23 protein-coding genes are annotated in these 24,869 nt (G+C 45.2%); 5 read left to right on the top strand and 18 right to left on the bottom strand.

All coding sequences use genetic code 11. The annotated features are described in order from the left end of the window. Positions 1 to 88: 88 nt before the first annotated feature. Complete coding sequence (locus K9M52_RS12465; protein ID WP_224068754.1) at positions 89 to 1,369, bottom strand: serine hydroxymethyltransferase; 1,281 nt, start codon at positions 1,367 to 1,369, stop codon at positions 89 to 91. A 144-nt stretch (positions 1,370 to 1,513) separates the two neighbouring features. On the opposite strand from K9M52_RS12465, the gene K9M52_RS12460 reads away from it, so the two are divergent. After that, positions 1,514 to 2,506 (top strand): sugar nucleotidyltransferase, encoded by a 993-nt coding sequence (locus K9M52_RS12460; protein ID WP_224068753.1) that lies wholly within the window; start codon positions 1,514 to 1,516, stop codon positions 2,504 to 2,506. Between the two features lie 10 nt (positions 2,507 to 2,516). Here K9M52_RS12460 and K9M52_RS12455 read toward each other — a convergent pair whose 3' ends face one another. Then, the gene (locus K9M52_RS12455) at positions 2,517 to 3,209 is read right to left on the bottom strand and encodes an anthranilate synthase component II (protein ID WP_224068752.1); all 693 of its coding nucleotides are present in this window, start codon (positions 3,207 to 3,209) and stop codon (positions 2,517 to 2,519) included. Here K9M52_RS12455 and K9M52_RS12450 point away from each other — a divergent pair. Together K9M52_RS12450 and K9M52_RS12445 are read left to right on the top strand one after the other, a co-directional pair. Then, entirely contained in the window at positions 3,194 to 4,195 is a 1,002-nt protein-coding gene (locus K9M52_RS12450; protein WP_224068751.1) for an aminodeoxychorismate synthase component I, read from the top strand. The genes K9M52_RS12455 and K9M52_RS12450 overlap by 16 nt on opposite strands. A 34-nt stretch (positions 4,196 to 4,229) precedes the next feature. Then, on the top strand, positions 4,230 to 4,784 hold the full coding sequence (locus K9M52_RS12445) for an aminotransferase class IV (protein WP_224068750.1): 555 nt from the start codon (positions 4,230 to 4,232) through the stop codon (positions 4,782 to 4,784). A gap of 360 nt (positions 4,785 to 5,144) precedes the next feature. Here the strand turns inward: K9M52_RS12445 and K9M52_RS19040 are convergent, their stop codons facing one another. From K9M52_RS19040 to K9M52_RS12420, 5 genes are all read right to left on the bottom strand, one after another. Then, positions 5,145 to 5,948 (bottom strand): TPM domain-containing protein, encoded by an 804-nt coding sequence (locus K9M52_RS19040; RefSeq protein WP_262902405.1) that lies wholly within the window; start codon positions 5,946 to 5,948, stop codon positions 5,145 to 5,147. Positions 5,949 to 5,965: 17 nt separating this feature from the next. Further along, complete coding sequence (locus tag K9M52_RS12435; RefSeq protein WP_224068749.1) at positions 5,966 to 6,427, bottom strand: TPM domain-containing protein; 462 nt, start codon at positions 6,425 to 6,427, stop codon at positions 5,966 to 5,968. A gap of 50 nt (positions 6,428 to 6,477) precedes the next feature. Continuing rightward, positions 6,478 to 7,062 carry a LemA family protein gene (locus tag K9M52_RS12430; protein ID WP_224068748.1) on the bottom strand — a complete coding sequence of 195 codons (585 nt, stop codon included), beginning with the start codon at positions 7,060 to 7,062 and terminating at the stop codon, positions 6,478 to 6,480. Positions 7,063 to 7,264: 202 nt separating this feature from the next. After that, the gene (locus tag K9M52_RS12425; RefSeq protein ID WP_224068747.1) at positions 7,265 to 8,707 is read right to left on the bottom strand and encodes a glycine--tRNA ligase; all 1,443 of its coding nucleotides are present in this window, start codon (positions 8,705 to 8,707) and stop codon (positions 7,265 to 7,267) included. A 242-nt stretch (positions 8,708 to 8,949) separates the two neighbouring features. Then, entirely contained in the window at positions 8,950 to 10,191 is a 1,242-nt protein-coding gene (locus tag K9M52_RS12420) for an MraY family glycosyltransferase (protein WP_224068746.1), read from the bottom strand. A gap of 349 nt (positions 10,192 to 10,540) precedes the next feature. Between K9M52_RS12420 and metG the strand changes: the two genes are divergently transcribed. Further along, positions 10,541 to 12,688: a methionine--tRNA ligase gene (gene metG, locus K9M52_RS12415; RefSeq protein ID WP_224068745.1), complete on the top strand. Its 2,148-nt coding sequence runs from the start codon at positions 10,541 to 10,543 to the stop codon at positions 12,686 to 12,688. Between the two features lie 87 nt (positions 12,689 to 12,775). On the opposite strand, the gene K9M52_RS12410 is transcribed toward metG, so the two are convergent. The 8 genes from K9M52_RS12410 to infA all read right to left on the bottom strand — a co-directional run bounded on the left by K9M52_RS12410 (position 12,776) and on the right by infA (position 17,431). Continuing rightward, positions 12,776 to 13,357: a DUF6580 family putative transport protein gene (locus K9M52_RS12410; protein ID WP_224068744.1), complete on the bottom strand. Its 582-nt coding sequence runs from the start codon at positions 13,355 to 13,357 to the stop codon at positions 12,776 to 12,778. A gap of 172 nt (positions 13,358 to 13,529) precedes the next feature. Then, positions 13,530 to 14,117, bottom strand: coding sequence for a 50S ribosomal protein L17 (rplQ, locus tag K9M52_RS19210; RefSeq protein ID WP_224068743.1), 588 nt, complete (start codon positions 14,115 to 14,117; stop codon positions 13,530 to 13,532). Between the two features lie 73 nt (positions 14,118 to 14,190). Beyond that, entirely contained in the window at positions 14,191 to 15,189 is a 999-nt protein-coding gene (locus tag K9M52_RS12400) for a DNA-directed RNA polymerase subunit alpha (protein WP_224068742.1), read from the bottom strand. A 116-nt stretch (positions 15,190 to 15,305) separates the two neighbouring features. Further along, complete coding sequence (gene rpsD, locus K9M52_RS12395) at positions 15,306 to 15,911, bottom strand: 30S ribosomal protein S4 (protein WP_224068741.1); 606 nt, start codon at positions 15,909 to 15,911, stop codon at positions 15,306 to 15,308. Between the two features lie 135 nt (positions 15,912 to 16,046). Next, on the bottom strand, positions 16,047 to 16,451 hold the full coding sequence (gene rpsK / locus K9M52_RS12390) for a 30S ribosomal protein S11 (protein WP_224068740.1): 405 nt from the start codon (positions 16,449 to 16,451) through the stop codon (positions 16,047 to 16,049). 148 nt (positions 16,452 to 16,599) lie between these two features. Continuing rightward, positions 16,600 to 16,980, bottom strand: a complete 381-nt coding sequence (gene rpsM / locus K9M52_RS12385) for a 30S ribosomal protein S13 (protein WP_224068739.1) — start codon at positions 16,978 to 16,980, stop codon at positions 16,600 to 16,602. A 32-nt stretch (positions 16,981 to 17,012) separates the two neighbouring features. Beyond that, positions 17,013 to 17,129, bottom strand: coding sequence for a type B 50S ribosomal protein L36 (gene ykgO, locus K9M52_RS12380; RefSeq protein ID WP_091398692.1), 117 nt, complete (start codon positions 17,127 to 17,129; stop codon positions 17,013 to 17,015). An 83-nt stretch (positions 17,130 to 17,212) separates the two neighbouring features. Beyond that, entirely contained in the window at positions 17,213 to 17,431 is a 219-nt protein-coding gene (gene infA, locus K9M52_RS12375; protein ID WP_066208999.1) for a translation initiation factor IF-1, read from the bottom strand. Between the two features lie 441 nt (positions 17,432 to 17,872). On the opposite strand from infA, the gene K9M52_RS12370 reads away from it, so the two are divergent. Then, positions 17,873 to 19,552, top strand: a complete 1,680-nt coding sequence (locus tag K9M52_RS12370; RefSeq protein ID WP_224068738.1) for a pyruvate dehydrogenase complex dihydrolipoamide acetyltransferase — start codon at positions 17,873 to 17,875, stop codon at positions 19,550 to 19,552. A gap of 279 nt (positions 19,553 to 19,831) precedes the next feature. On the opposite strand, the gene K9M52_RS12365 is transcribed toward K9M52_RS12370, so the two are convergent. The 3 genes from K9M52_RS12365 to K9M52_RS12355 are packed head-to-tail and all read right to left on the bottom strand — an operon-like array spanning position 19,832 to position 24,857. Next, a complete protein-coding gene (locus tag K9M52_RS12365; protein ID WP_224068737.1) occupies positions 19,832 to 21,394 on the bottom strand; it encodes a TSUP family transporter in 1,563 nt (520 codons plus the stop codon). 9 nt (positions 21,395 to 21,403) lie between these two features. Further along, on the bottom strand, positions 21,404 to 23,098 hold the full coding sequence (locus K9M52_RS12360) for an NADPH-dependent assimilatory sulfite reductase hemoprotein subunit (protein WP_224068736.1): 1,695 nt from the start codon (positions 23,096 to 23,098) through the stop codon (positions 21,404 to 21,406). Between the two features lie 25 nt (positions 23,099 to 23,123). Further along, complete coding sequence (locus K9M52_RS12355) at positions 23,124 to 24,857, bottom strand: diflavin oxidoreductase (protein ID WP_224068735.1); 1,734 nt, start codon at positions 24,855 to 24,857, stop codon at positions 23,124 to 23,126. Positions 24,858 to 24,869 lie beyond the last annotated feature (12 nt).

Here is a 24,869-nt window from a genome sequence, read left to right as displayed (position 1 = left end):
TATATCACAAAGGCTGCCTGTCACTCTTCAGTAAACAGACAGCCTTTATTATTTTAATAAATTACACTTTCTAATTAAGCGACTTTGCTTAACCAAGTTCAGGATATAGCGGAAACTGTGTCATAAACTCATTGACCTGTTTTCTAACAGCAGCGATAACCTGCTCGTCATCTGCATTGGTCAATATCTGATCCACAGAATCAGCGATAAAGCCCATATGTTCCTCTGTCATGCCACGGGTTGTGACGGCAGCCACCCCGAACCGAACACCGGAAGTAACAAATGCGGACCTGTCATCAAATGGCACCATATTCTTGTTGGCCGTAATCTCTGCCTTAACGAGTGCCTGTTCCGCTTTTTTACCACTGATATCTTTATTTCTAAGATCGATCAGCATAAGATGATTATCAGTACCGCCGCTGATAATATGATAATCCTTATCCACAAAAGCTTTCGCCAGTGCCTGTGCATTTTTCTGCACCTGGTTGGCGTACTGAGTATAGTCATCGCTTAATATCTCTCCGAAAGCGATGGCTTTAGCAGCAATAACATGCTCTAACGGTCCGCCCTGGATACCTGGAAATACCGCGAGATCTAATAAAGCGCTCATCGTACGGACGTTCCCTTTATTATCTGTCAGCCCCCATGGATTCTCAAAATCATTACGCATCATGATAATACCACCTCTAGGTCCGCGAAGGGTTTTATGGGTGGTGGAGGTAACAATATGACAATGATCGAACGGATCTGCCAAAAGTTTTTTAGCGATCAGGCCTGCGGGATGTGCAATATCTGCCATTACCAGCGCTCCGATTTCATCGGCCACTTTACGGATACGGGCATAATCCCAGTCCCTGCTGTAGGCACTGGCTCCACAGATGATCATTTTAGGTTTCAGAGAACGTGCCTGGTTTTCCAGCATCTCATAATCGATAAGGCCGGTTTCCTTCACCACTCCGTAGAAATGAGCTTCATATAATTTACCGCTATAGTTAACCGGAGAACCATGGGTCAGGTGACCACCCATGCTTAAATCCAGTCCCAGTATTCTATCACCAGGTTTCAGGCAAGCCAGGTGAACGGCTGCATTGGCCTGGGCGCCGCTATGCGGTTGCACATTCGCATAGCTGATATTAAAGATCTCTTTTAGGCGATCGATCGCCAGCTGTTCCGTCTGGTCGACGATCTCACATCCTGCATAATACCTTCTGCCCGGATAACCTTCCGCATATTTATTGGTCAGTACTGATCCCATTGCCTGGATAACCTGGAGGCTCGTAAAGTTCTCAGAGGCAATCAGTTCGATGCCATTTCTCTGACGATGTAACTCCTGGTTAATAAGATCGAAAACCTGGCTATCTCTTTGCATTGATTCTATTTTTGAAATTTAATGTAATTTGGGCGTGAATTTACTACATTCGTGCAAAATAGCGGTACAAACAATAAAATAATTATCCGTAAATAACGACTATTCGTGCGTTTTAGGATAATTAACTACAGAAAAAACGATTTCATGAAAGCAATTATTCCGGTAGCCGGAACAGGTGCCAGACTTCGACCCCATACCTACACACAACCTAAGGCTTTATTGCCTCTGGCTGGCAAAACTATATTGAATTTTATCGTTGATCAGTTAAAAGACGCTGGTATCCAGGAATTTATATTTATCATTGGTTATTTGGGAGAAAAGATCGAGGAATATGTCAGTAATGCCTATCCTGACCTGAATTGCAAATATGTATTTCAATCGTCCAGAATCGGTACCGGTCCGGCCATTGCGCTGACCAGAGATCTTGTAGGCGATGACGAAGTCTTTATTGTTATGGGAGATACCATCTGCGATTTTGATATCAAAGCGGTGCTGGACAGCCCCTATTCGATGATCGGTGTCCAGAAAGTAGACGATCCCAGAGGATTTGGAGTGGCAGAGATCGGCCAGGACGGCTTCATACAGCTCTTGGTAGAAAAGCCGAAGATCCCCATGAGCAATACCGCGCTGGTAGGTTTATATAAGATCAAGGAAACCAATATCATGTATGATTGTCTTTCCCATATTTTCTCCCAGAATATTACTACGGAAGGGCAGTTTCATCTCACCGATGCCCTGCAGTGTATGATCAGCCGCAAGGCAAAGATCCAGACCTTTAAGGTAAAACACTGGTATGACTGTGGCCGCAAAGAGACCTTACTGGAAACCAATGCCTTGCTGCTCAAAAAAATAGGTAACGAAATAGACCCCACCGCAACAATAGAAAATGCCATCATCAAACCTCCGGTCAGTATCGGACCGGGCAGCCGGGTAGCCAACACCATTATTGGCCCTCATGCCTCCATTGGTGCCAATACGGTTATTGAACAATCTGTTATCAGAGACTGTATCATCGGCTCCTTCTCCAATCTGCATGAGGTAGTATTGGATAACTCTCTGATCGGTAATGATGCAAGCGTAAAAGGACTCAGCAGAAATCTAAATATCGGAGATAACACTGAAATCGACTTTGGCTAGACTGAACGCTTTATACCGTTATCATATCCAGCCAATTACGGATAATCCTGTCACCTTCCGGTGTCATGTAGGACTCGGGATGAAACTGTAATCCATATACGGGTAGGTGTTTATGACCAATGGCCATGACCACCGCATTGGTTCCTTTACCTCCTGAAGCGCTCTCTGCAATGGTTGCAGTCGCTAACACCTCAAGATCTTTCACGGGCACTTTGTTGTCCATACCCCAGGAATGGTAAAGGCCCACTTTTACAGGCAATTTCAGACCGGCAAATAATAAAGAGGCGGAACTGGATATGCCCACATCCTGCACCCACATATTCACCTGCCTGCCGTGCTGTATCACGGGAAGATTATATAATACACCTCCGTAGTAGGCGACCAGGCTCTGTAAACCCAGGCAAATACCCAGCACCGGCATATTTCTATAACCTTCCAGACATTCCTTCAGTAATTCGCTGACCGCCGGATAGTCTTCGGGAAGCCCGGGCCCGGGAGACAGGACTACGGCATCAAATTGCCAGATCAACGACACGTCAATGGCCGGCAAGTCATCCACCGACCATACGTCAACAGACGCTACCCGTCCCTTTTTACCTGCAAAGGATTCAAAAAGGCCTACAAGATTATAGGTAAAAGAGTCATTATGGTCAATTATTAATATTTTTGCGGCCACTGTATTGAAGGATGATAACAGACACAAAGGAAGTATTTTTTGATGAGATTAATAAGCTCTATCAGGCGAAGCAACCATTTTTCTTTCTGACGGATTACGATGGAAAGCAAATGGAAGTAACCGCTATAGATGAAAAGGAAGAAGGACTGGGCAACAGTATCCGCTTTCGGGCACCCGGCATGTGCTTTCCCAAAAAGCAGCCTGCTCATCTTATCCATCCAGACAATCCGTTAATCTGGCATAAACATCCGATCAGTTTTGCTGCCTATAAAAAATCTTTTGAAATTGTACAGCAGGGGCTGCAGCAGGGCAATTCCTATCTGGTCAATCTCACCTGCAGCACCCCCGTGGATACCAACTATTCACTGGCCGATCTGTATGAACTGGGCCAGGGTAAATACAAACTACTGTATAGGGACTGGTTTGTACACTTTTCCCCCGAGCCCTTTATACGGATAGAAAATGATCGCATCAGCAGCTATCCGATGAAAGGCACTATAGAAGACAGCGAACCCGATGCCGCGGACAGACTACGCTTAAGTGAAAAGGAAATCGCCGAGCAATACACCATTGTCGATTTGATTCGCAACGATCTTCACCAGGTCGCTGCAGGTGTGGAGGTAGCGAGTTTCAGGTATCTGGAAAAATTAAAGACCAATCAAAAGAATCTCTATACTGTCAGTTCCCATATTACAGGTACGTTAAGGCCCGCCTACCTACATAATCCCGGCGATGTCTTAAAAGCCATGTTACCTGCCGGCTCCATTACCGGAGCACCAAAAGCGGCAACAATAAAGATCATCAGGCAGGCAGAAACACACCGCAGAAACTTTTATACGGGGGTCTGGGGCTATTATAACGGACAGATACTGGATAGCTGTGTTATTATCCGTTATTTGGAAAGCACTCCCGAAGGGCTTATCTTTAAAAGCGGAGGCGGTATTACTTCCTTAAGTGAAGCCGAAACTGAATATCACGAAATGATCACAAAAGTCTATGTTCCCCTTCCTTGAATCCATACGTCTGGAAAACCGGCAGCTTTCTTTCATGCAGAGGCATCAGGTTCGCTTTGTCACTACACAGCAGGACAACTGGGGAAAGGTGCATTATAACGATTTAAGCAGCCTGATTATCCGGCATCCCGGTTTCCCGAAAGATGATCAAAAATATAAATGCCGGGTTGTCTATAGCCCGGAAGAAATTTCAATTTCTTTTATTACCTATACACCCAGATTCATTACCAGATTACAAGTGGTTACCGACGAGCAGATCCATTACCGTTATAAGTCTGCAGACCGCAGCAGACTTGACGCTTTAACCACCGGACTACCTGCAGACACAGAGATATTGATCTTCCAAAATGAACTGCTGACAGATAGCAGTTTCTCCAATCTGGCATTATTTGACGGTAAAGACTGGTGGACGCCGAAAGTACCTTTATTACAAGGCATACATAGAGGTTACCTTTTAGACAAGCGTGTTATCCGGGAAAAAGATATTACCCAAGCTGATCTTAAAAAATTTAAGCAGATCCGACTTATCAATGCCATGATGGACTGGAACCATACCTGGGAATTGCCTGTCACCGCTATAAAGTTCTGATTTTTACATCTAAGACAAACAGATCAGGGGGCGCTTTCCGGAGTCACCTTTTGCCGCGTTTTCGGTTCACCTATCCATTCCGTGAATGGAAGATGGTAAGTTCCCGAACGGAGCTATCATTATTATTCAACAATCGACAAGCAGATTTTTAGGAAAGAGGAAGCATTCCAATAGTTTTCGTACGGCATATATGGCTCGACAGCGGTTGTCGCCACAATAATTACCTGCATAGCGGCTGAAGGCAATCTGGATGACTCCTTGCCCGCAGCGAAAATGCTGTTTTTGCAGTGGTGGCCTTTATATCACCGGCGCAAAAACAGCATTCTGTTGATTAATATTTTTATTCACTTTAATAAAAAGCTACCAGCCGCCGCTGGCGCCTCCTCCGCCGCTGCTACCACCGCCAAATCCTCCAAAGCCACCTCCGCCGAAGCCGCCTCCGCCGCCAAATCCGCCACCTCCACCGCCGCGGCCGAGTGCATTACCCAGAATCATCGGTAGCAGAATATTGGACCAGCCGCCATGACTGGCAACGCCCCCACCACCGCCGCCGCGGTTAGCGCCGATGATGATAAAAATGACGATGGCCAGTATGATAAAGAAGACAATCGCGCCACCGCCGGAATCGTCTGATTTGTCACGTGGAACCTTGTATTCGCCGACAGCCGCTTTTTCAAGCGAGTTAATGGCCTGATCGATTCCTCTGTAATAGTTTCCTTTCTGAAAATTCGGTGCCAGGTCATTTTCTATAATGCTCTTGGATTGCACATCAGTGATCGCACCTTCCAGACCATAGCCGACCTCAATTCTTACTTTGCGGTCCTGGGCAGCAATGAGTAACAAAACACCATTATTATTTTTCTTGCCGCCGATACCCCAGGAACGAAAAAGTTTATTCGCATAATCATCAAGAGGATAGCCGTTCAAAGTCGGAATGATCACCACACTGATCTGATTAGAGGTGCTGTCATCAAAAGCAACCAGCTTCTGTTCCAGAATCTCGGCCTGCTCCGGGATGAGCAGACCTGCCTTATCCACCAGTAACCTGGGCGGGTTGGGCGGAGCTAACAGATTCAGATCTTGTCCCTGAGCACCTGCAAAAGTGATCAGACAAAGTAAGACCAGAAAAAAACTTCGGACTTTATAAGGGAAAGAAAAAAACACGTATTACTTTTTTTAAGCTATTTGCCAAAGACAATATCGTCCGGCTGCTCGTTGACATCACTGACTTTGTCATAGGGGAAAGCAGTTTTTAATGCATCCCCTATCGACAATATCATTAATTTAAGACCTGTACCATAAGCCTTCTGCTGAAAATGGGTTTTCACCTGCTGGAGTTTCTGTTTCCAAAAATCCAGCCCCACCTTTTCGTGGATGGCTTCATCTCCGAATACCGCCAATTGCCGGTCTTTCATGGCCAGATAAATAAGCACACCGTTTCTGGAAGTCGTTTCAAACATCCGGAGTTCATCAAAGACCTCTTTAGCCCTGTCCAGTGCATCCACATACCGGCAATGGCCTTCCACATATAGCCGAATTTCCCCGCTTGTAGCTGTCTCTGCCGTTTTAATCGCCTCAACGATCTCAGATTGCTGCTCTGGCGTAAAATATCCAGGATCCTTTTTTTTATTGAATAAACTCATTACGGACGATTTAACGCGCTCAGGTAAGGTGTTATATGATCTGGTGCAGATTATTTAATATCGAAATTGATATCCGGTGCTTTCTCAGAACCCGGATCTGCTTTGTAATATGCTTTAGCATGAAAACCGAATAGACCGGAGAGAATATTCTTAGGGAACGTCTTCACTGTCAGATTATAGCTATTGACTGCGGCGTTATAGTCTCTGCGGGCTACATTGATCCTGTTTTCAGTTCCTTCGATCTGTGTCTGGAAATCCTGGAAGGCCTTTGTGGTCTTCAGATCAGGATACGCCTCCGATACCGCCATCAAACGGCTGAAAGCTCCCTGCAGCTGTGCCTGTGCTGCCTGATATTTGGCCAGGCTTTCGGGATCATTGATATCCACAGTCACACTGGTGGCCTTGGAACGGGCACTGATGACATCATTTAACGTGGATTTCTCAAAGTTAGCGGACCCCTGGATTGTTTTAATAACGCTATTATACAGATCAGTACGGCGCTGGTAATTAGTTTCTACATTACTCCAGACCTGCTGTACCTGCTGATCCTGCTTAACAAGGCCATTATAACCATTACAGCCATAGACGCCCAACACGATGGCGATTATTACAAGAATGATCCAACCTTTCTTCATGGGTTTTTAATTTTAATTGGTTTATTCCAGCGCTACGGCGCTAATTAGCAGCAGCACTGTTTATTAAAAATAACGTTTTTTGTCCTTTTGACCATAAGATTGGGGCAATTTTTTCTCATCTGGCCAGTAAATGGGAATTTTATAACCATAACAGGCCATGGGCTTAACTGTTTCCGAATCTTATCCGTTGTCTTTTCTGACCTTATAATGCCGCCTGAACAGTAGCGATCAGATCTGCAATCGGTATTCTTTGCTGTTCCATAGAGTCCCGATGGCGAATCGTCACAGTCTGGTCTTCTAAAGACTGATGGTCCACAGTCACGCAGAACGGGGTACCGATCGCGTCCTGTCTGCGGTAACGTTTGCCGATCGCGTCCTTGATCTCATAAAAACACCTGAACTGTTGTGCGCAGTTTTTATAGATATCATGGGCCAGCTCAGGCAGACCGTCTTTTTTAGTCAGCGGGAAGATAGCCAGTTTTATAGGGGCGATCTTCGGGGCGATATGTAAAACCACACGCTGGTCTGTCGATCCGTCCTCTTTGGTAATCGTTTCTTCCTCATAACTATTGGAGAGTACGGACAAGAACATACGGTCCAGGCCAATAGACGTCTCCACGACATACGGCACATAGTGTTTGTTGATCTCCGTATCAAAGTAAGTCAGCTTCTTACCGCTGAACTCCTGATGACGGCTCAGGTCATAATCTGTCCGGGAATGAATACCCTCCAGCTCTTTAAAGCCAAATGGGAATTCAAACTCAATATCGACCGCCGCGTTTGCATAATGAGCGAGCTTCACGTGATCATGGAAACGCAGCTTTTCTTTAGGCGTCCCCAGGCTTAAATGCCACTCAAAGCGGGTCTGTTTCCACTTTTCATACCATTCCAGCTCGGTACCCGGGCGAACGAAGAACTGCATTTCCATCTGTTCAAACTCCCGCATACGGAAGATAAACTGACGGGCCACAATCTCATTTCTGAAAGCTTTCCCTGTCTGGGCAATACCGAAAGGAATTTTCATACGGGCTGTCTTCTGTACATTCAGGAAGTTCACAAAGATGCCCTGTGCCGTTTCCGGGCGCAGATAGATCGTATTAGCCTCTTCCGTAACCGATCCTAACTGTGTATCGAACATCAGGTTAAACTGACGGATGTCTGTCCAGTTAGCCGTCTTGCTGATAGCACAGACGATCTTCTGGTCGTCCAGCAACTGACGCAGTCCGGCATAATCATCTGCTGCCAGCAGACGATCCATCTCAGCGAGCAGCTGATCAGCCTCTGCCTGTTTGCCCGCTTCGGACAGTTCTGCCGCCTTAGCCTCAATCAGGTGATCTACTCTATATCTTTTCTTACTGTCCTTATTATCAATCATCGGATCACTGAAGCTATCCACATGACCGCTGGCTTTCCAGGTAGTCGGGTGCATAAAAATGGCCGCATCGATCCCTACAATATTTTCCTGGAGCTGGGTCATAGACTTCCACCAATAATCCCGGATATTCTTTTTCAGTTCACTGCCGTAAGGGCCATAATCATATACGGCACTTAAGCCATCATAGATTTCGGAACTGGAGAAAACAAAACCGTATTCTTTTGCATGCGAAATAATCGCCTGGAATTTTCCTTCTTGTTGGGTACTCATATGGCAAATATAAATAAGACTTCAAGACGAAAGTATCTTTTTAGTAAAAATTCAGCAGAAGTCTCCTTTTTTAGGTAAGACTCCCAATCCAGTCGGTTATCTACCAACCGAAAAACAACTTGACAAGATAATAAAAGAAATCGGGCAACCATCACTTTTATAGATCAGACTGCCCGTTTTATTCGCTTCTTTATGGACACTTCCAGCACGCATGCGTCGTCGGTAAGCGGCCATATTATTTATTAATGAACTTTGGAGTATACATGTTGATCATCATGATAATTTTCCTCAGGTTTGGTCAGGGTTGATGAAAGATAGTCATCCAGGGAAACTTTTTGCAGTTTTTCCTTTTTAGCATTTTCTTTTGCCAATCCGGCCAATCTTATTTTTTCCAGTTTCTGGTTGCGCACCTTCACCGCCAGATAAAGCAGTAAGGTCGCACACACGACTAATACCAGAATAGCAATGCTCACATTCCATCCCAGTGCTACCATTCCAACCGCTGTCGCAATTAGAAACGCAGTCACGCCTACCAATGTGCCGGCTACCTGAGTCGCATTCAGGCCAATATCTAATAGAACATGGTGTACGTGCGTTCTGTCAGCATGAAAGGGGGAGAAACCACGTAATATTCTGGTCGTAAAGACCCTGAACGTATCATAGACCGGAACAATGATGGCCGCCAACGCAATAACGATTCCTCCCTTACCACCGGCAAATAATCCACTCAGTGGAGAAGAGGCGGGCAAAAGGCTCATCTTAGACACAAAAGAGATCGCCATAACGGATGCCAGAAAACCCAGAATCAAAGACCCGGTATCTCCCATAAATATTTTAGCGGGTGCTATATTGTATCTCAGGAAGCCCGCAACCGCCCCTGCTATTGTAAAACACAGCATGGCTGAACCAATATTCTTATTGATCGCAAACAGTACGCCCAGGAAAGTAAACAATAACATACTCAGACTGCCTGCCAGACCATCGACCCCGTCGATCAGGTTAAAGGCATTGGTGACAAAGGTAATCCCTACGACAGAGAGCAGGAAGCTGACCAGATAAGGTAATTCATAGATACCCAGAAATCCCTGCAGGTTTTCCAGCCGGATACCTGCCAGGTAAACCACGATAATTGCAGCCACCAGTTGTGCTAAAAACTTCTTATAAGGATCAATGGCGACCAGGTCATCTTTCAAACCGGTTACAAATAACAGGAAACTTGCACCGAGAATACAATTCCATCCTGTAAAATAAAAACCTACGTTGAATATAGATGCTACGAAGATAAACGCGGAGAAGATACCGATACCGCCGAGATTAGGTGTAACATTTACATGTTTTTTGCGGTGATCCGGCTTATCCAGTAGTCTCTTTTTCTTCGCGACAAATATGATATTAGGTATGGAGAATATTGTAATCCCCATAGCCAGCAGAAACATAGCGATGTATATATAGACGACAGATTGTGATAGGTCAAAATATTTCATGCAAAAAAGTCTAATTAACGTAACAAAGGCGATATTTAAATACTCCTTGCCAAAGAATTGATAAGACACAATTTACGTGCCGTATTTCCTTCTTAATATTTATATAATACCTGCGACTAGGGTCAAAAAAATGTTGATATATGCAAAAATATACTAAATAACCCAAACACTTACAATTTTTTACAGAAACCCTGAGTTTTTCTCCCAACTAAGAGGAACGATAGAAAATGGCATTTCGCTACACCACTATGGTAGCGGGCCAGGACAATTACCGGCATAGGCTATCAGCATCAGGTATTTGGGTATTGGCATATATTGCAATACTTTTGTAGGATAATAAATACGTAGCATGAATCCAACGAAACGTTATCTCATCACGGCGGCATTACCATATGCCAACGGATTAAAACATATCGGTCACCTTGCCGGTGCTTATTTGCCGGCAGACATTTATGTCCGTTATCTCAGGGCGCAGAAAAGAGAGGTTCTTTTTGTCTGCGGCAGTGACGAACATGGTACCGCCATCCCCATACAGGCAAAAAAAGAAGGTACTACTCCTCAGGCCATTATAGATAAATATCATCCGATTATCAAACAAAATTTTGAAGATCTGCTGATAAGCTTTGATATTTATCACCGCACTTCTGCCCCTATCCATCATGAAACGGCCAGCGCATTCTTTAAACAGCTCAACGACCAGGGCGATCTGGAGATCAAAGAAAGCGAACAATATTATGATGAGCAGGCGGCCACTTTCCTGGCTGACCGGTTTATTCAGGGAACCTGCCCTAACTGTGGTTACAATCAGGCATTTGGAGATCAGTGTGAGAAATGCGGAACCAGCCTCAGCCCTGAACAGCTGATCGACCCGATCAGTACCCTGAGTGGACAAAAGCCGGTTAAAAAAAGCACCAGACACTGGTATTTGCCTTTGGACAAACATGAAGCCTGGTTAAGAGAATGGATACTGACAGATCATAAGGATGATTGGAAAGGCAATGTACTGGGCCAGTGTAAAAGCTGGCTGGACGGCGGTCTTCAGCCCCGTGCCGTCACCCGTGATCTGGACTGGGGCGTTAAGGTGCCCGTGCCCGGCGCGGAAGGTAAAGTATTATATGTCTGGTTTGATGCCCCTATCGGCTACATCAGCGCCACGAAAGAATATTGCAAAGAACATGGCATGAATGCCGACGTCCTATGGAATGATAAGGATACCAAACTTGTACACTTTATCGGAAAAGATAATATAGTGTTTCACTGTATTATTTTCCCGGTCATGCTCAAACTCCATAATAATATCCTGCCAGATAATGTACCTGCCAATGAATTCGTCAACCTCGAGGGGGATAAAATGAGTACCAGCCGCAACTGGAAACTGGAGATGCAGGACTATATCGATGACTTCATCAACAAGGACAATGGCGGAGCGGCTATGGCGGATGTATTAAGGTATTACCTGACCACCATCATGCCCGAATCCAAAGACAGTGAGTTCACCTGGAAGGGCTTTCAGGAGGCCAATAATAGTGAACTGGTGGCTATATTTGGCAACTTCGTGAACCGGAGTTTTGTGCTCATGCATAAGCTGTGTAACGGGAAAGTCCCACCATTGCATGCCACGCGTCTGGATGACCGTGATCAACAGATCATTAAAGATATTGAAGACGCAAGAATCAACATCGAACAAGCGATTGAAAACTATAAATTCCGGGAAGCACTGTTTGAAGTAATCGACCTGGCCAGAAAGGGAAATCGCTATATGCAGGAAAAGGAACCATGGATTTTGGCAAAGTCACTGGAGGCACATCCGCTGAATCAACAATTGATCGACAATTGCTTGCACCTCTGCTTGCAATTAACGGCTAATCTGGCCATCTTTATCAATCCTTTCCTGCCGCAGACCGCACAAAGACTCTGTCACATGATGAAAGTGGTAGACAAAATGCTGGAATGGAAAAACGGCGGCCGTATTAAGTTATTAAGTGTCGGCTACAGCCTGCGGGCGCCCGAACTTTTATTCCGGAAAATTGAAGACAGTGAGATTGAGGCCCAGCTCGAAAAGCTGAAAAATGGCGCTGCAGCTGCTGCTGAAGCCAAAGCCGCCACCGCAGCGATACGCTCCGGCGCAGTGTCTGAAGCGGCCTCCACAGAACAGGCCGATAACGGTAAAAAAGAAATTCAGTTTGACGATTTTGCTAAGATAGATCTCAGAGTGGGTACGATTACCTCAGCCGAGCGAATTCCTAAGGCTGATAAGCTCCTGAAACTGGAGGTAGACATGGGCACTGAAATCAGAACCATCTGCTCCGGTATTGCCGAACATTTTGCGCCGGAAGAGATTGTCGGCAAACAGGTAACCGTAGTCGCCAATCTGGCCCCCCGTAAAATGAGAGGTATTGTAAGTAATGGTATGATCCTTATGTCGGAAAATGCTGATGGCAAACTGGTTTTTGTGAACCCCGATGCTGACATCCCCAATGGCAAGGCTGTTAATTAATGGCCTGATCCAATGAAAATAAAAAAGCTAAGCAGTGTAGAAACCTGCTTAGCTTTTTTATTTGTGCCTTTTCTGAAAAATAGGCGCTTAGATATGAGAGTGCGTGGTACTGGTTGCAATACCGGCCTTGTTTTTATACAAGTGATACACACCAAATAACACTGCAGCAGCTACAACCGTAGACAACAGGCTATAAGGAAAATAAAATGGCCAGCCGGCAACATAACAAGCCTTAAGCCCTGCGCCAGTCAAAGGATAGAAACCGGCAAATGCCCAGACCCCAAGGTTAGATAATATATAAAACACTGTCGGAGCAATAAGTGAAGCAATACCAATAGACAATACGCCAGGCTTCTTAATGCCCAGGCCCACAAATGTCAACAGTGCGAACAAAACATAATTAAGCAACTGTCCTTCGTAGAATCCGGGAGTAGACCAGGCTCCGATGCTGTACAGTAGCTGAATCAATACGTCACAAATAAAGAAACTAAGCAAGGGTAGTAAGAAGGCGAATTTCCTGTCTTTTTTAAATACAACCCCGCCAAAAATAGCCATTGCATACATCGGCGTTATACCATATATGCCCGCAGGCATAGGGATTAGCCTGCTGATAACCGCTAAGGCTACCAGTAACGCAAAACAGACAATAACTTTTGTTCTCTTTTCCATGATTTCTACTTGTTCTGCACAAAATTAACAACAAATACAGGGAATGCCAAGATTTCTTTAGAAGGGAATGCAACACCGTAAACAGAGAAGCCTCCGGTATAGCATATGCTATCATCGGAGGCTTCTCTTTATTTTCATGACAAACTGCAATGATACAATTTGCATTGAGGTTTTATTTTGTTTCTTCAGCCGGCGCGTCTGCGCCGTCGTCTGCTTTAGGCGCTTCTGTTGCAGCTTTTTCTTCTACAACCTCTGCATCCTGAATAGCGGATTCAGTCGTCTGCTCTGCTTTTTCTTCAGTAGCCTTCTTAGAAGTACTGCGGCTACGACGCGTTCTCTTGGCTGGTTCCTGATTTTCACCGGCAGCAGCTGATTTACCGTAAACTTCATTGAAGTCAACCAGTTCGATCATTGCTTTCTCTCCATTATCACCAGGACGGATGCCCAGTTTAATGATACGGGTATAACCACCGGGACGGTCGCCGATTTTAGGAGCTACAACTGTGAAGAGTTCTTTCACCGCTGATTTATTCTGTAAAAAAGAAAATACCAGGCGATGATTATGACTGATCTGCGCTTCAGTAGCGTTCTTCTTAGTCTTCGTGATCAAAGGCTCAACGTATTTACGCAACTCCTTTGCTTTAGCCAGCGTGGTTACGATTCTTTTGTGTGTAATCAGCTGTGCAGCCAGATTAGAAAGAAGGGCATCTCTGTGCGCTTTCTTGCGACCTAAATTGTTTTGTTTATCTCCGTGACGCATTTTAATTGAATTTTATATTTACACCGTGTCAAGGAATGCAAATACCAGCCTTTATTGGCTTATGTGATAAAAATTAATCGTTTACTTCTACACCCATACGAATGAGATCCATACCGAACTGCAGACCTCTTTCATGTAACACCTGTTCAATTTCAGTAAGTGACTTCTGGCCAAAGTTGCGGAATTTCATGAGATCTTCCTGCTCATACTGAACCAGCTCACTCAGAGAATTGATCTTAGCCGCTTTCAGGCAGTTAAAGGCACGTACTGAAAGATCCAGATCTTCCAGTGGCGTCTTTAATACTTTACGCAGCTGCAGCACTGTTTCGTCTACCACGTCTTCTTTCTTATCCTCTTTGCTGTCAAAGGTGATATTCTCGTCGGTGATAATCATTAAGTGCTGGATCAGAATGCGGGATGCCTGTTTAACGGCATCTTCCGGGTGAATGGTACCGTCAGTAGCGACTTCCAGTAACATTTTTTCATAGTCAGTGCGCTGTTCAACACGATAGTTCTCAATAGCGACCTTTACATTCTTGATCGGAGTATGAATAGAATCAATAGCAATGTAACCAAAAGGAGCATCTTTCACCTTGTTCTCTTCAGAAGGAACATAACCGCGACCTTTAGCGATCGTCAGTTCGATGTCCAGTTTTGCAGAAGGATCCAGAACGCATAATACGAGTTCAGGATTCATCACTTCAAAATTAGGTGTAGCTTCTCCGATATTACCGGCGGTAAACTCTGGTTTGCCTTTAATAGATAAAACGATCTTTTCAGGACCCAGGTCCTGATCAACAGTCTTTTTAAAGCGGACTTGCTTCAGATTCAGAATCAATTCTGTCACGTCTTCTGTAACACCGGGAATAGTAGCAAACTCGTGGTCTACACCATCAATTTTGATTCCCACGATCGCATAACCCTCCAGGGAGCTCAAAAGAACTCTGCGAAGCGCATTACCGACGGTTAAACCAAAACCGGGTTCCAGCGGACGAAATTCAAATTTACCATCGAAATCAGTTGCTTTCTGCAAAACGATTTTATCTGGCTTCTGAAAGTTTAATATTGCCATATTAAAACTTGATTTTATTGAACTTTCGGGCTTTATGGAAAAGCCCGAAAGATATTTGTTTTAGAAAAGATTGTGCGAATATATAGAAATGGTACCAAAACCACTTCGACTGATTCTTATTTAGAGTACAACTCTACAATCAGCTGTTCTTTAATGTTCTCAGGAACGCTCTCTCTTTCCGGAAAAGTAATGAAAGTACCTTTCTTGTCTGCTTCGTTCCAATCCAACCAGCTGAACTTAGGATTTTTACCACGGATCTGGGAAGTCAAAGCTGAATTAGCCTCGCTTTTCTCTTTCAGTCCGATGATATCGCCTGGCTTCAAACGGTAAGAAGGAATATTTACGACGTCACCGTTTACAGTGATGTGTTTGTGGCTAACCAGCTGACGGGCAGCAGGACGGGAAGCAGCCAGCCCCAGACGATATACCGTATTGTCCAGACGGGCTTCCAGTAATTTGATCAGATTCTCACCAGTGATCCCTTTCAGACGGTTAGCGTCATCGAAAGTATTGCGGAACTGACGCTCTAATACGCCATAGGTGTATTTCGCTTTCTGTTTTTCTTTCAGCTGTGTAGCATATTCGCCCAGCTGCTTGCGTTTGCGGTTTGCACCGTGCTGGCCGGGAGGATTGCTGTTTTTACCTAAATACTTACCATTACCTAAAATGGGTTCACCGAAAATACGGCAGATCTTGGTTTTTGGACCTGTGTAACGAGCCATAAAATTTTACTTGTTTTGCGATTTTTTAATGACGATGTGTTATCTGTAAAAATCTAAAATGAATAGCACACCCTATATTCAGAATAAGAAGCAGAAACCTGTTTTACCGGGCTTCTGCTTAAAAATTAATTCAAGTTATACTCTTCTCTTTTTAGGAGGACGGCAACCGTTGTGCGGTAATGGAGTGATATCTTTGATGATGTTGATCTCAATACCATTCTGAGACAAAGAGCGAATCGCACCTTCTCTTCCTGATCCCGGACCTTTTACATATACATCCACTTTCCTTAAACCGGCATCAACTGCAACTTTTGCAGCATCTGCAGCTGCAGTCTGAGCAGCGTAGGGCGTGTTTTTCTTGGAACCACGAAAGCCCATTTTACCAGCGGAAGACCAGGAGATCACCTGACCTTGCTTATTGGTGAGTGCAATAATAATGTTGTTGAATGTTGCACTGATGTGCGCATCCCCATGTGCATCCACTTTCACGATTCTTTTCTTCGCAGCGGCTTTTGCACTCTGTTGTTTTCCTTTTGCCATTGTTTTTGTTTGTAGGTAGTCTTCTAAAATTGATAGCCCCTCCTATTATAGCATCAGCTCTAATTATCCGGTGGCTTTTTTATAAACACAAAATTTCAAATCCCAAACAGCGTTGATATCCGTTTGAGATTTGAAACAAAGTTGAATATTATTTCTTAGGCGCCTTTTTCTTACCGGCAACGGTCTTACGCTTACCTTTACGGGTACGACTGTTGGTGCGGGTGCGCTGTCCACGTAAAGGCAAACCTTTACGATGACGCAGACCGCGATAACAAGCAATATCCAGGAGACGTTTGATGTTCATCTGGACCTCACTACGTAAAGCACCTTCTACTTTGATTTCATTGTTGATGATGTTACGAATGGCAGTCTGCTCATCATCATTCCACTCATTGACTTTTTTATTAGGGTCAATACCTGCAGTGTTCAGAATATATTGAGCTGTTGAACGACCAATACCAAAAATATAGGTCAATCCTATTTCGCCTCTTTTATTTTTTGGTAAATCTATACCGGCAATACGAGCCATAAATTAATTAAGAATTAAAAATTAAAAAAATCTTACCCCTGACGTTGCTTAAATCTGGGATTCTTTTTGTTAATAATGTAAAGCCTTCCCTTCCTGCGAACAATTTTGCAGTCGGCGCTACGCTTTTTGACAGATGCTCTAACTTTCATTAGTGTTTTTATTTACAATTTTCTAAAACCCTTTTATATACCGGTTGTGCTTTTCAGCGCTTCCAGACTTGTCCGCCTAAGGACTACTTATACCGGAAAATGATCCGGCCCCGGGAAAGATCATAGGGGCTCATTTCTACACCCACTTTATCTCCTGGCAGAATACGGATATAATGCATTCTCATTTTCCCTGATATGGTCGCTAATATCTCGTGTCCGTTTTCTAACTTTACCCTAAACATCGCATTGCTTAGCGCTTCGAGTATTACTCCATCCTGTTTTATAAGTGGTTGTTTCGCCATACTATTTTTGGGAGCGCAAAGATACAATTAATAGGCGGAATAATAAAAATTAATTCCTCAAAATATTTATACCCTGCGCAAGTTCTTGAAATTCAACCGCAAATTTAGATCATAATTTGCAAATATTAAAGCGAATTTAAGATTATTTTTTAAGAGATTGTTTAAGATTGGACGGGTTCTGCACAAAAAGCAGGATTAGCCGGGGCATTTTAGTCTCCGCTCTTCCATTATACGCCTTCTGCCTGCTTATCAAAAAGGAGACAGAACCCCGAGTGTTGGCAGTTAGATAAAATCACCTTTAAACACCCTATTTTTCGATTTAACCAATTAATTTTGCCCGGGCGTTTCGCATCTACATCTTTTTGATGTAATTTCACGCCCTCATTATTAAGCAAAAAGACGTGCAGGAATCCATCTGCGCAATTGAAAAATGATACCATTATGGCCGAAGTGATTAAAATGCCGCGATTAAGCGACACCATGACAGAAGGAGTTATTGCCGCCTGGCATAAAAAAGTGGGTGACCCTGTTAAAAAAGGCGACTTGTTGGCTGAAATTGAAACAGATAAGGCCACAATGGAACTGGAAAGCTATAAAGAAGGCACCTTGTTACATGTAGGCGGCGGAGATGGCAGCAAATTGCAAGTAGATGATTTACTGGCCATTATAGGGAAAGAGGGGGAAGATATCAGTGGTTTGATCGGTGGCGGCCCGGCTCCGGCTGAAGCAGCGCCCGCTGAAGCACCTAAAACAGAAGCCCCCGCTACGGAACAAAAACAGCAAGCCAGTACTGGCGAGCCGGCAGCACCGGCGGCTACCCTGGATCTGGCCAATATGGAAGAAGTAGTGCTCATGCCGCGCCTAAGTGATACTATGACGGAAGGTGTGATTGCTTCATGGCAAAAAAATGTCGGTGATGACGTTAAGAAAGGTGACGTACTTGCTGAAATAGAGACGGATAAAGCCACCATGGAGCTGGAAAGCTACAAGGATGGTAAATTATTATATCAGGGCGCTCCTGCAGGAGATAAAATAGAAGTTAATCATCTGTTAGCCATCATTGGTGGTGACAATGTAGATGTCGAGGCGATTGTAAAGGCATCCAAAGCAGGCGAAGGTGGAGCCCCTACACCAGCAGAACAACCAAAAGCGGAAGCGGCCCCTGCTGAGCAAACAGCCGCGCCTGCTGCTCAGTCCTCTGCTGCTCCCACAGCCGCCCCGGCACAACAGGCTGTTGTGAACGAAGGGCGCATTTTTGCTTCTCCGCTGGCTAAAAAGCTGGCAGAAGAGAAAGGCGTTGACTTAAAATATGTAAAAGGATCCGGTGATAATGGCAGAATCGTCAGAAGCGATATTGAAAACTATACACCTGAGGCAGTACCTGCAGTTGCTACTGCCACCGCAGGCGCTGCACAACAGCCGCAGGTTCCTGCCGGACAAGTATCTTTTGAAGAGGTTCCGGTTTCCCAGATGCGTAAAACCATCGCCCGCCGTCTGGCAGAAAGCAAATATTCTGCGCCGCATTTCTATCTGACCATGGCGATCAATATGGATGCCGCGGTTGCCGTCCGCCCTAAACTGAACAAAGAAGGGCAACCCAAGATCAGTTTCAATGACCTCGTTATAAAAGCCGTTGCTGTCGCTCTGAAAAAACACCCGGCCGTCAATAGCAGCTGGTTGGGCGACAAGATCCGTATCAATCATCATGTTAATATCGGTGTCGCTGTCGCTGTGGAAGACGGCCTGCTGGTACCTGTTGTTCGTTTTGCAGATACCAAGCCCCTGACAGTGATCTCTCAGGAAGTGAAGACCTTCGCAAAGAAGGCAAAAGACAAAAAGCTGCAACCTTCTGATTGGGAAGGCAACACTTTCACTGTAAGCAACCTGGGAATGTTTGGCATCGACCAGTTTACCGGTATTATTAACTCGCCGGATTCTTGTATTCTGGCTGTGGGTGGTATCTCCCAAGAACCGATCGTTAAAGATGGCCAGATTGTGGTAGGCAATATTATGAAAGTCACCCTGAGTTGCGACCACCGCGTGGTCGACGGCGCTTCCGGATCTGCCTTCCTGCAGACCCTGAAGGAACTATTAGAAGAACCATTGAGAATGTTGCTCTAAAAAACACCACTCTCAAAAAGATACAAAAGGATGCATATTATTATAGCATCCCAAGTTCAAGAGTAAGCGAAATCCCTTCCGCCACAAACAGCGAGAAGGGATTTTCATTTTTTCGCCCTCTTTTGACTGACCTAAAGGCAATACGGGTGCGACGCAGCGTATTGCATCCTGATCAGTCGAACGACATCAGAACATGGAATACACTAAAAATACTGCTTTTCCTAATGTGAGGTATCCAGACATCAAGTCCAGGATTAATTAAACGGACCTGCTTCAAACCTAGGGCATAAAAACACCCCAAAGCACTCTCAGTGAACAAAGGATCACTAAAATACCCACGCAAATATACATGGTTTTGATCGGCAGTCTACCGGAAAGACGGGCTGCAAACGGCGCGGCCAGCATGCCGCCGAAGATCAGGCCGGCGATCACCTGAAAATGCATCTGCCCGAATACGATGATAAAAGTTGCTGTACTTCCGATTGAGGTAAAGAATTTGGTGAAGGTAGAAGACCCGATAGTATAGAGCGGGTCCCTTCCGCCGGAAATCAGCGTACTGGTAACTAATGGCCCCCATCCGCCGCCAAAGGCATCCAGAAACCCACCAACAAAAGCGACCGGGCGCACATTGACAATCTTGCGGTGCCTTTGTAATCTTAGGTTTTTAAATGCTTTCTTCACGATCTTAAACCCTAAATAGAAGGTATAGACAGCAATAACAGGCCGTAGGATATGGCCAAATTCCTTACCCATGGTGCCAATAAAAAGTGCGCCCAAAATAGCGCCGATGGCGCCGGGGATCACCAGTGCTACCCATAGTTTTTTATTGACGTGTTTGTATTTATAATGGCTGATACCCGCTGTCCCTACTGAGAACATCTCTGCCATATGTACGCTGCTACTGATTCCCGCAATGGGAATCGGAAGATTCGAGGAGAGCAAAAAGGTCGTCGACAGTACGCCATAGCCCATACCCATGGCGCCGTCAACCAGCTGGGCAAAAAAACCTGCAGCAAACATCCAGAAAAATTGCTGGTCCAGGCTGCCAGCCAGATAATCGAAGCTTTTATCGACCCAGTGCACAGGTAATACATAACCAAATAACCAATAGCCAAAAAGCATCGTCGCTAAAAAAGCCAATGCAAATAACCCCGCTTTTTTCCAAAAACTGGCTCTCAGGATGCGTGGTTTCTCCTCCTGGGTTTTCTGAACCGGATTAACCAGGCCCTGGGTCAATTGATTCAGGTGCTGCACCTTATACTGAAAGTCACCACCGAGTGTCTTTCTGATTTTCTGAAGATTATCCAGAGATGTCTCCAACTCGCCGGGCAGACCATCCTGAATAACGGTCTTAAGTCTTTTGGCCAGTGTGGGCGATTTTCCATTGGTAGAAATGGCGATCTTAATACTGCCTTTTCTGACAATGGACCCCAGATAAAAATCACAGAGTGTGGGTTTATCTGCTACGTTGATCAACTTGCTTTTGGAAGTTGCATCCAATCTGATCTGTTCATCCAGAGCAATATCTGCCGTAGCCACAATCGCGATATCGCAGTCATCCAGATCAGCAGGCTCATAGGCCTTGAGCTGAATCCGGACATTCGGGTATTTGTCCGCATAAGCCTTAAATGCCTCACTTACTTCAAGCGCCACCACGTTAATCCGGGTGGCCGGGGCATTGGACAAAACAGCAGTGAGTTTTTCCAGGCCGACATTGCCGGCCCCCACCAGTAACAAACGCAACTGCTCCAGTTTTAGAAAAACCGGAAACAGCGGATTGGGCAAAGATTCCTTAGGAGCCGGCCCATCCAGCATGACTACAGGTGTTTGTTGCGATATCATAAAGCTAATTTAAGCCAATATTTTTCTCATTGCAAAATCCCCAAAACTTTCTTTTGCCTCTCTTTCGGCGGCAAAACGCCCCAGTAGCTCATCCGCCGTTTCAAGGATCTGTGCTTCATTCAGGTTTTCTTTATACAGCTTATTGCAACGGAATCCCAAAGCATCCGCACCAATGTGCATATTGTAATGCCCCAGCGAAGTTCCGATAAAGGCAATTTCAGCTATATAAGGTCTTGCACAGCCATTAGGGCAGCCAGTCATTCTTATCGAGATGGCCTCATTTTCAAGATGATGCTTTTGCAAAATTGGCTCCATTTTCTCCAGCAAAGTGGGCAAATATCTTTGGGATTCTGCCAGAGCTAAAGCACAGGTGTTCAGGGCCACACAGGCAATCGCATTTTTGCGGATCACGGATGCGTTATCTGTAAACTGAGTTATACCGTGCTTTTCCAGGATTTGCTGGACCTCTGCCTTATCCCTTTCTGCCACATCACTGATAACAATATTCTGGTTACACGTGAAACGAAAGTCAGCCTTCCCAGTTTCAGCGATCTCATAAAAAGCCGTTTTATAGAGGCGGCCATTGTCCGTGTCATCGAATACACGGCCATTCTCTATAAAAGCGGTATAGAACCATTTATCATGATGATTCTTCGCCCAACCGTAACTGTCGATACGTTGTGTAAACTCATAAGGTTTTAATGGCTGGAACGTAACACCGCTTCTTTTCTCCACTTCCGCTTTATAGGCATCCACACCCATGCGATCAATAGTATACTTTAAGCGGGCCAGCTTACGATCTTCCCGGTTACCAAAATCTCTTTGTACCGTGGCGATCTCGTAGACCACCTTGTCCAGATCTTTTTTATCGATATACCCGAATAGCGATGCCACTCTCGGATAAGTGGACGGATTCCCATGAGTGGCGCCCATGCCTCCGCCCGCGCCCACATTATAACCAACCAAGGTGCCGTTTTCTACAATCGCGATGAGCGCGCAGTCATTGGCGAATACGTCCACATCATTTTGCGGAGGTATAGCGATCGCGATCTTGAACTTACGAGGCAGATAGCGGTCCTCATACAAAGGATCTTCTTCTACCTTTTCCGCAACTTTCTCATTACCGACAAATACTTCATAATAGGCCCTTGTCTTCGGCTTCATCAACTCACTCAGGTGAACGGCCGTCTGATACACTTCCTCATGTATGGGAGAAACATCAGGATGTGCGGAAGCCAGTACATTACGATTAACGTCTCCACAGGCTGCTATCGAATCCAGCCCCACCTGATTAAAAGCCTGATGCGTCGGACGGGCATGGTGTTTTAATATGCCGTGTAGCTGCACCGTCTGACGGGTCGTAATCTTAATAGTTCCGGTAGAATAAGTACCGGCTACGTGATGCAGGCCTTTCCATTGCTGCGCCGACAGTTTACCGCCCGGCAGTCTGAGCCGGACCATAAACGCCCAAAGACGGTCCAGCCTTTTGGCCGCTCTTTCCTCTCGCCTATCCCTGTCATCCTGAAGATACATCCCATGGAATTTTACCAGGGCCCTGTCATCTTCCCTAATGGCTAAGGTGTGCTCATCGGCCAGGCTTTCCAATAAAGTGCCTCTGAGGCCGCGGCTGGCCTTTTTTATTTTCTCAACGTGTGATTCTTTATTGCTCATTGAAGTTCTTCTCGTATTTTGTTGTAATGGCATGATACCTTCATGCCTGTATTAGCTATTAATATACATCTTTCAGCAGGCGGCCCTCTTCTTTTAATGCATCCAGGTATTTGCCTGCTTCCGTAAAGGACAGTTCTTTCTGAGTGGCGATAATCTCTGTCAGTGCTTTCTCCACATCAAAACTCATCGGCTCTTTAGCACCGCAGATATAGATAAAGGCGCCACTTTCCAGCCATTCAAAGAGCTCTGCCCCGCGCTCACGCATTTTATCCTGTACATAGACCTTGTTCTCCTGATCTCTGGAGAAGGCTCCGTTAAACTCAGTCAGCACGCCGGTTTCCAAAAAAGACTGGATTTCTGTCTGATAAAGAAAATCACTGGAAATATGCTGATCTCCGAAAAAGAGCCAGTTTCTGCCTTCTGCACCGGCAGCATCTCTCTCGAATAGAAAGGATCTGAAAGGTGCCACCCCAGTACCCGGTCCGATCATGATCACATCTTTATCGTCCGGAGGTAATTTAAATCCTTTATTGGGATGGATATAGAATTGCAGTTTAGTGTCTACCGGAACATCCAGCAGATACCCTGAGCAAAGGCCTGATTCCTGTTTTTCCCCAACATAGAACTGATCTCTGGCGACCGTAATATGGATCTCATCACCATGGGCTTCAGGAGAAGATGATATACTATACAGTCGGGGGGCAATCGGTTCCAGTATCTGTAATACCTGTAAAAAATCCTCCTGGTTATTTTTTAGCGGATAAATCCTCAACAGATCTACCAGACTCATACGGGTATCAGGTATTTCCTGGCCGGCGATCTCAGCATACTTACGTACCACTCTTTCCGGCAGATACAGCAACTGCGCTTTAATCGCGAGTAATTCTTTGACAGTATATTTCTGATCCCTCCATTCTATGGATTGCTGCGCATCAATCTCCGCTAATGCCAGCACTTCCTCCACGACCGGAGTGGGATTCGGCGGCACTATACCTAAGGCGTCTCCAGGTGCATAAGCCAAATCTTCGGCTTCGATTTCTATATGATGCGTCCTTTTAGCAGAATCTCTGTCGTTCAGATTGAAATTAGTGATAACTGTGCCATCATAGATCTTTTTATGACTGCCGCCGGCAGGTTTAGGGATTTTTGCAACCGCCTGCGCTGCACCACCTTCTGTGCTGTCTGATAATAAGCCAAGCGCCGTGTCTAACCAGCTCTCTGTATAGCCAGCGTAGTCCGTATCCAGTTTTTGCAGCGGAACTTTACGGGTCGCACCTCTTAGTTCCAGTTGCCTATCGACATCGACACCCGCCTGGCAAAACAAAGGATAGGAGCTGTCTCCTAATGCCAGTACCCCATATTGCAGTTTGTCCAGTTTGAGGCTGGCATCATGTACGGCATTGTAAAACTTCACCGCCGTGATAGGTGGTTCTCCGTCACCCTGGGTACTGATCACCAATAAAAGATATTTTTCTTTCGCCAGGTCCGTTAACTTATATTGTTCCACCGAAGCCAGCTTGGTTTTTATACCTCTTTTTTTAGTAACCGTCGCAAACTTGGTAGCCACTGACTTGGCATTGCCCGTCTCTGATGCATAGAGTAAAGTCAACTTATCGACCTGAGCGGACGCCGTTGTCACGGAAGGCGCTCCCGTCCCGCTCTGTGCCCTGCCTGCCGGCAGCGTACCCTGGTCTAGCAAACCGGCTAAAAAACCGTTCATCCAAACCAGTTCATCGTGGGTGGCTTCTTTAATGAGCCTGCTGAAAATATCTTTTTTGGCTTCTACTAACATGACTGAAACTTT

The organism is Arachidicoccus terrestris (genome assembly GCF_020042345.1).
Taxonomy (GTDB): Bacteria; Bacteroidota; Bacteroidia; order Chitinophagales; family Chitinophagaceae; genus Arachidicoccus; species Arachidicoccus terrestris.
Note: the sequence above shows the minus strand (reverse complement) of the source record. Positions and strands in the feature narration are given on the sequence as shown.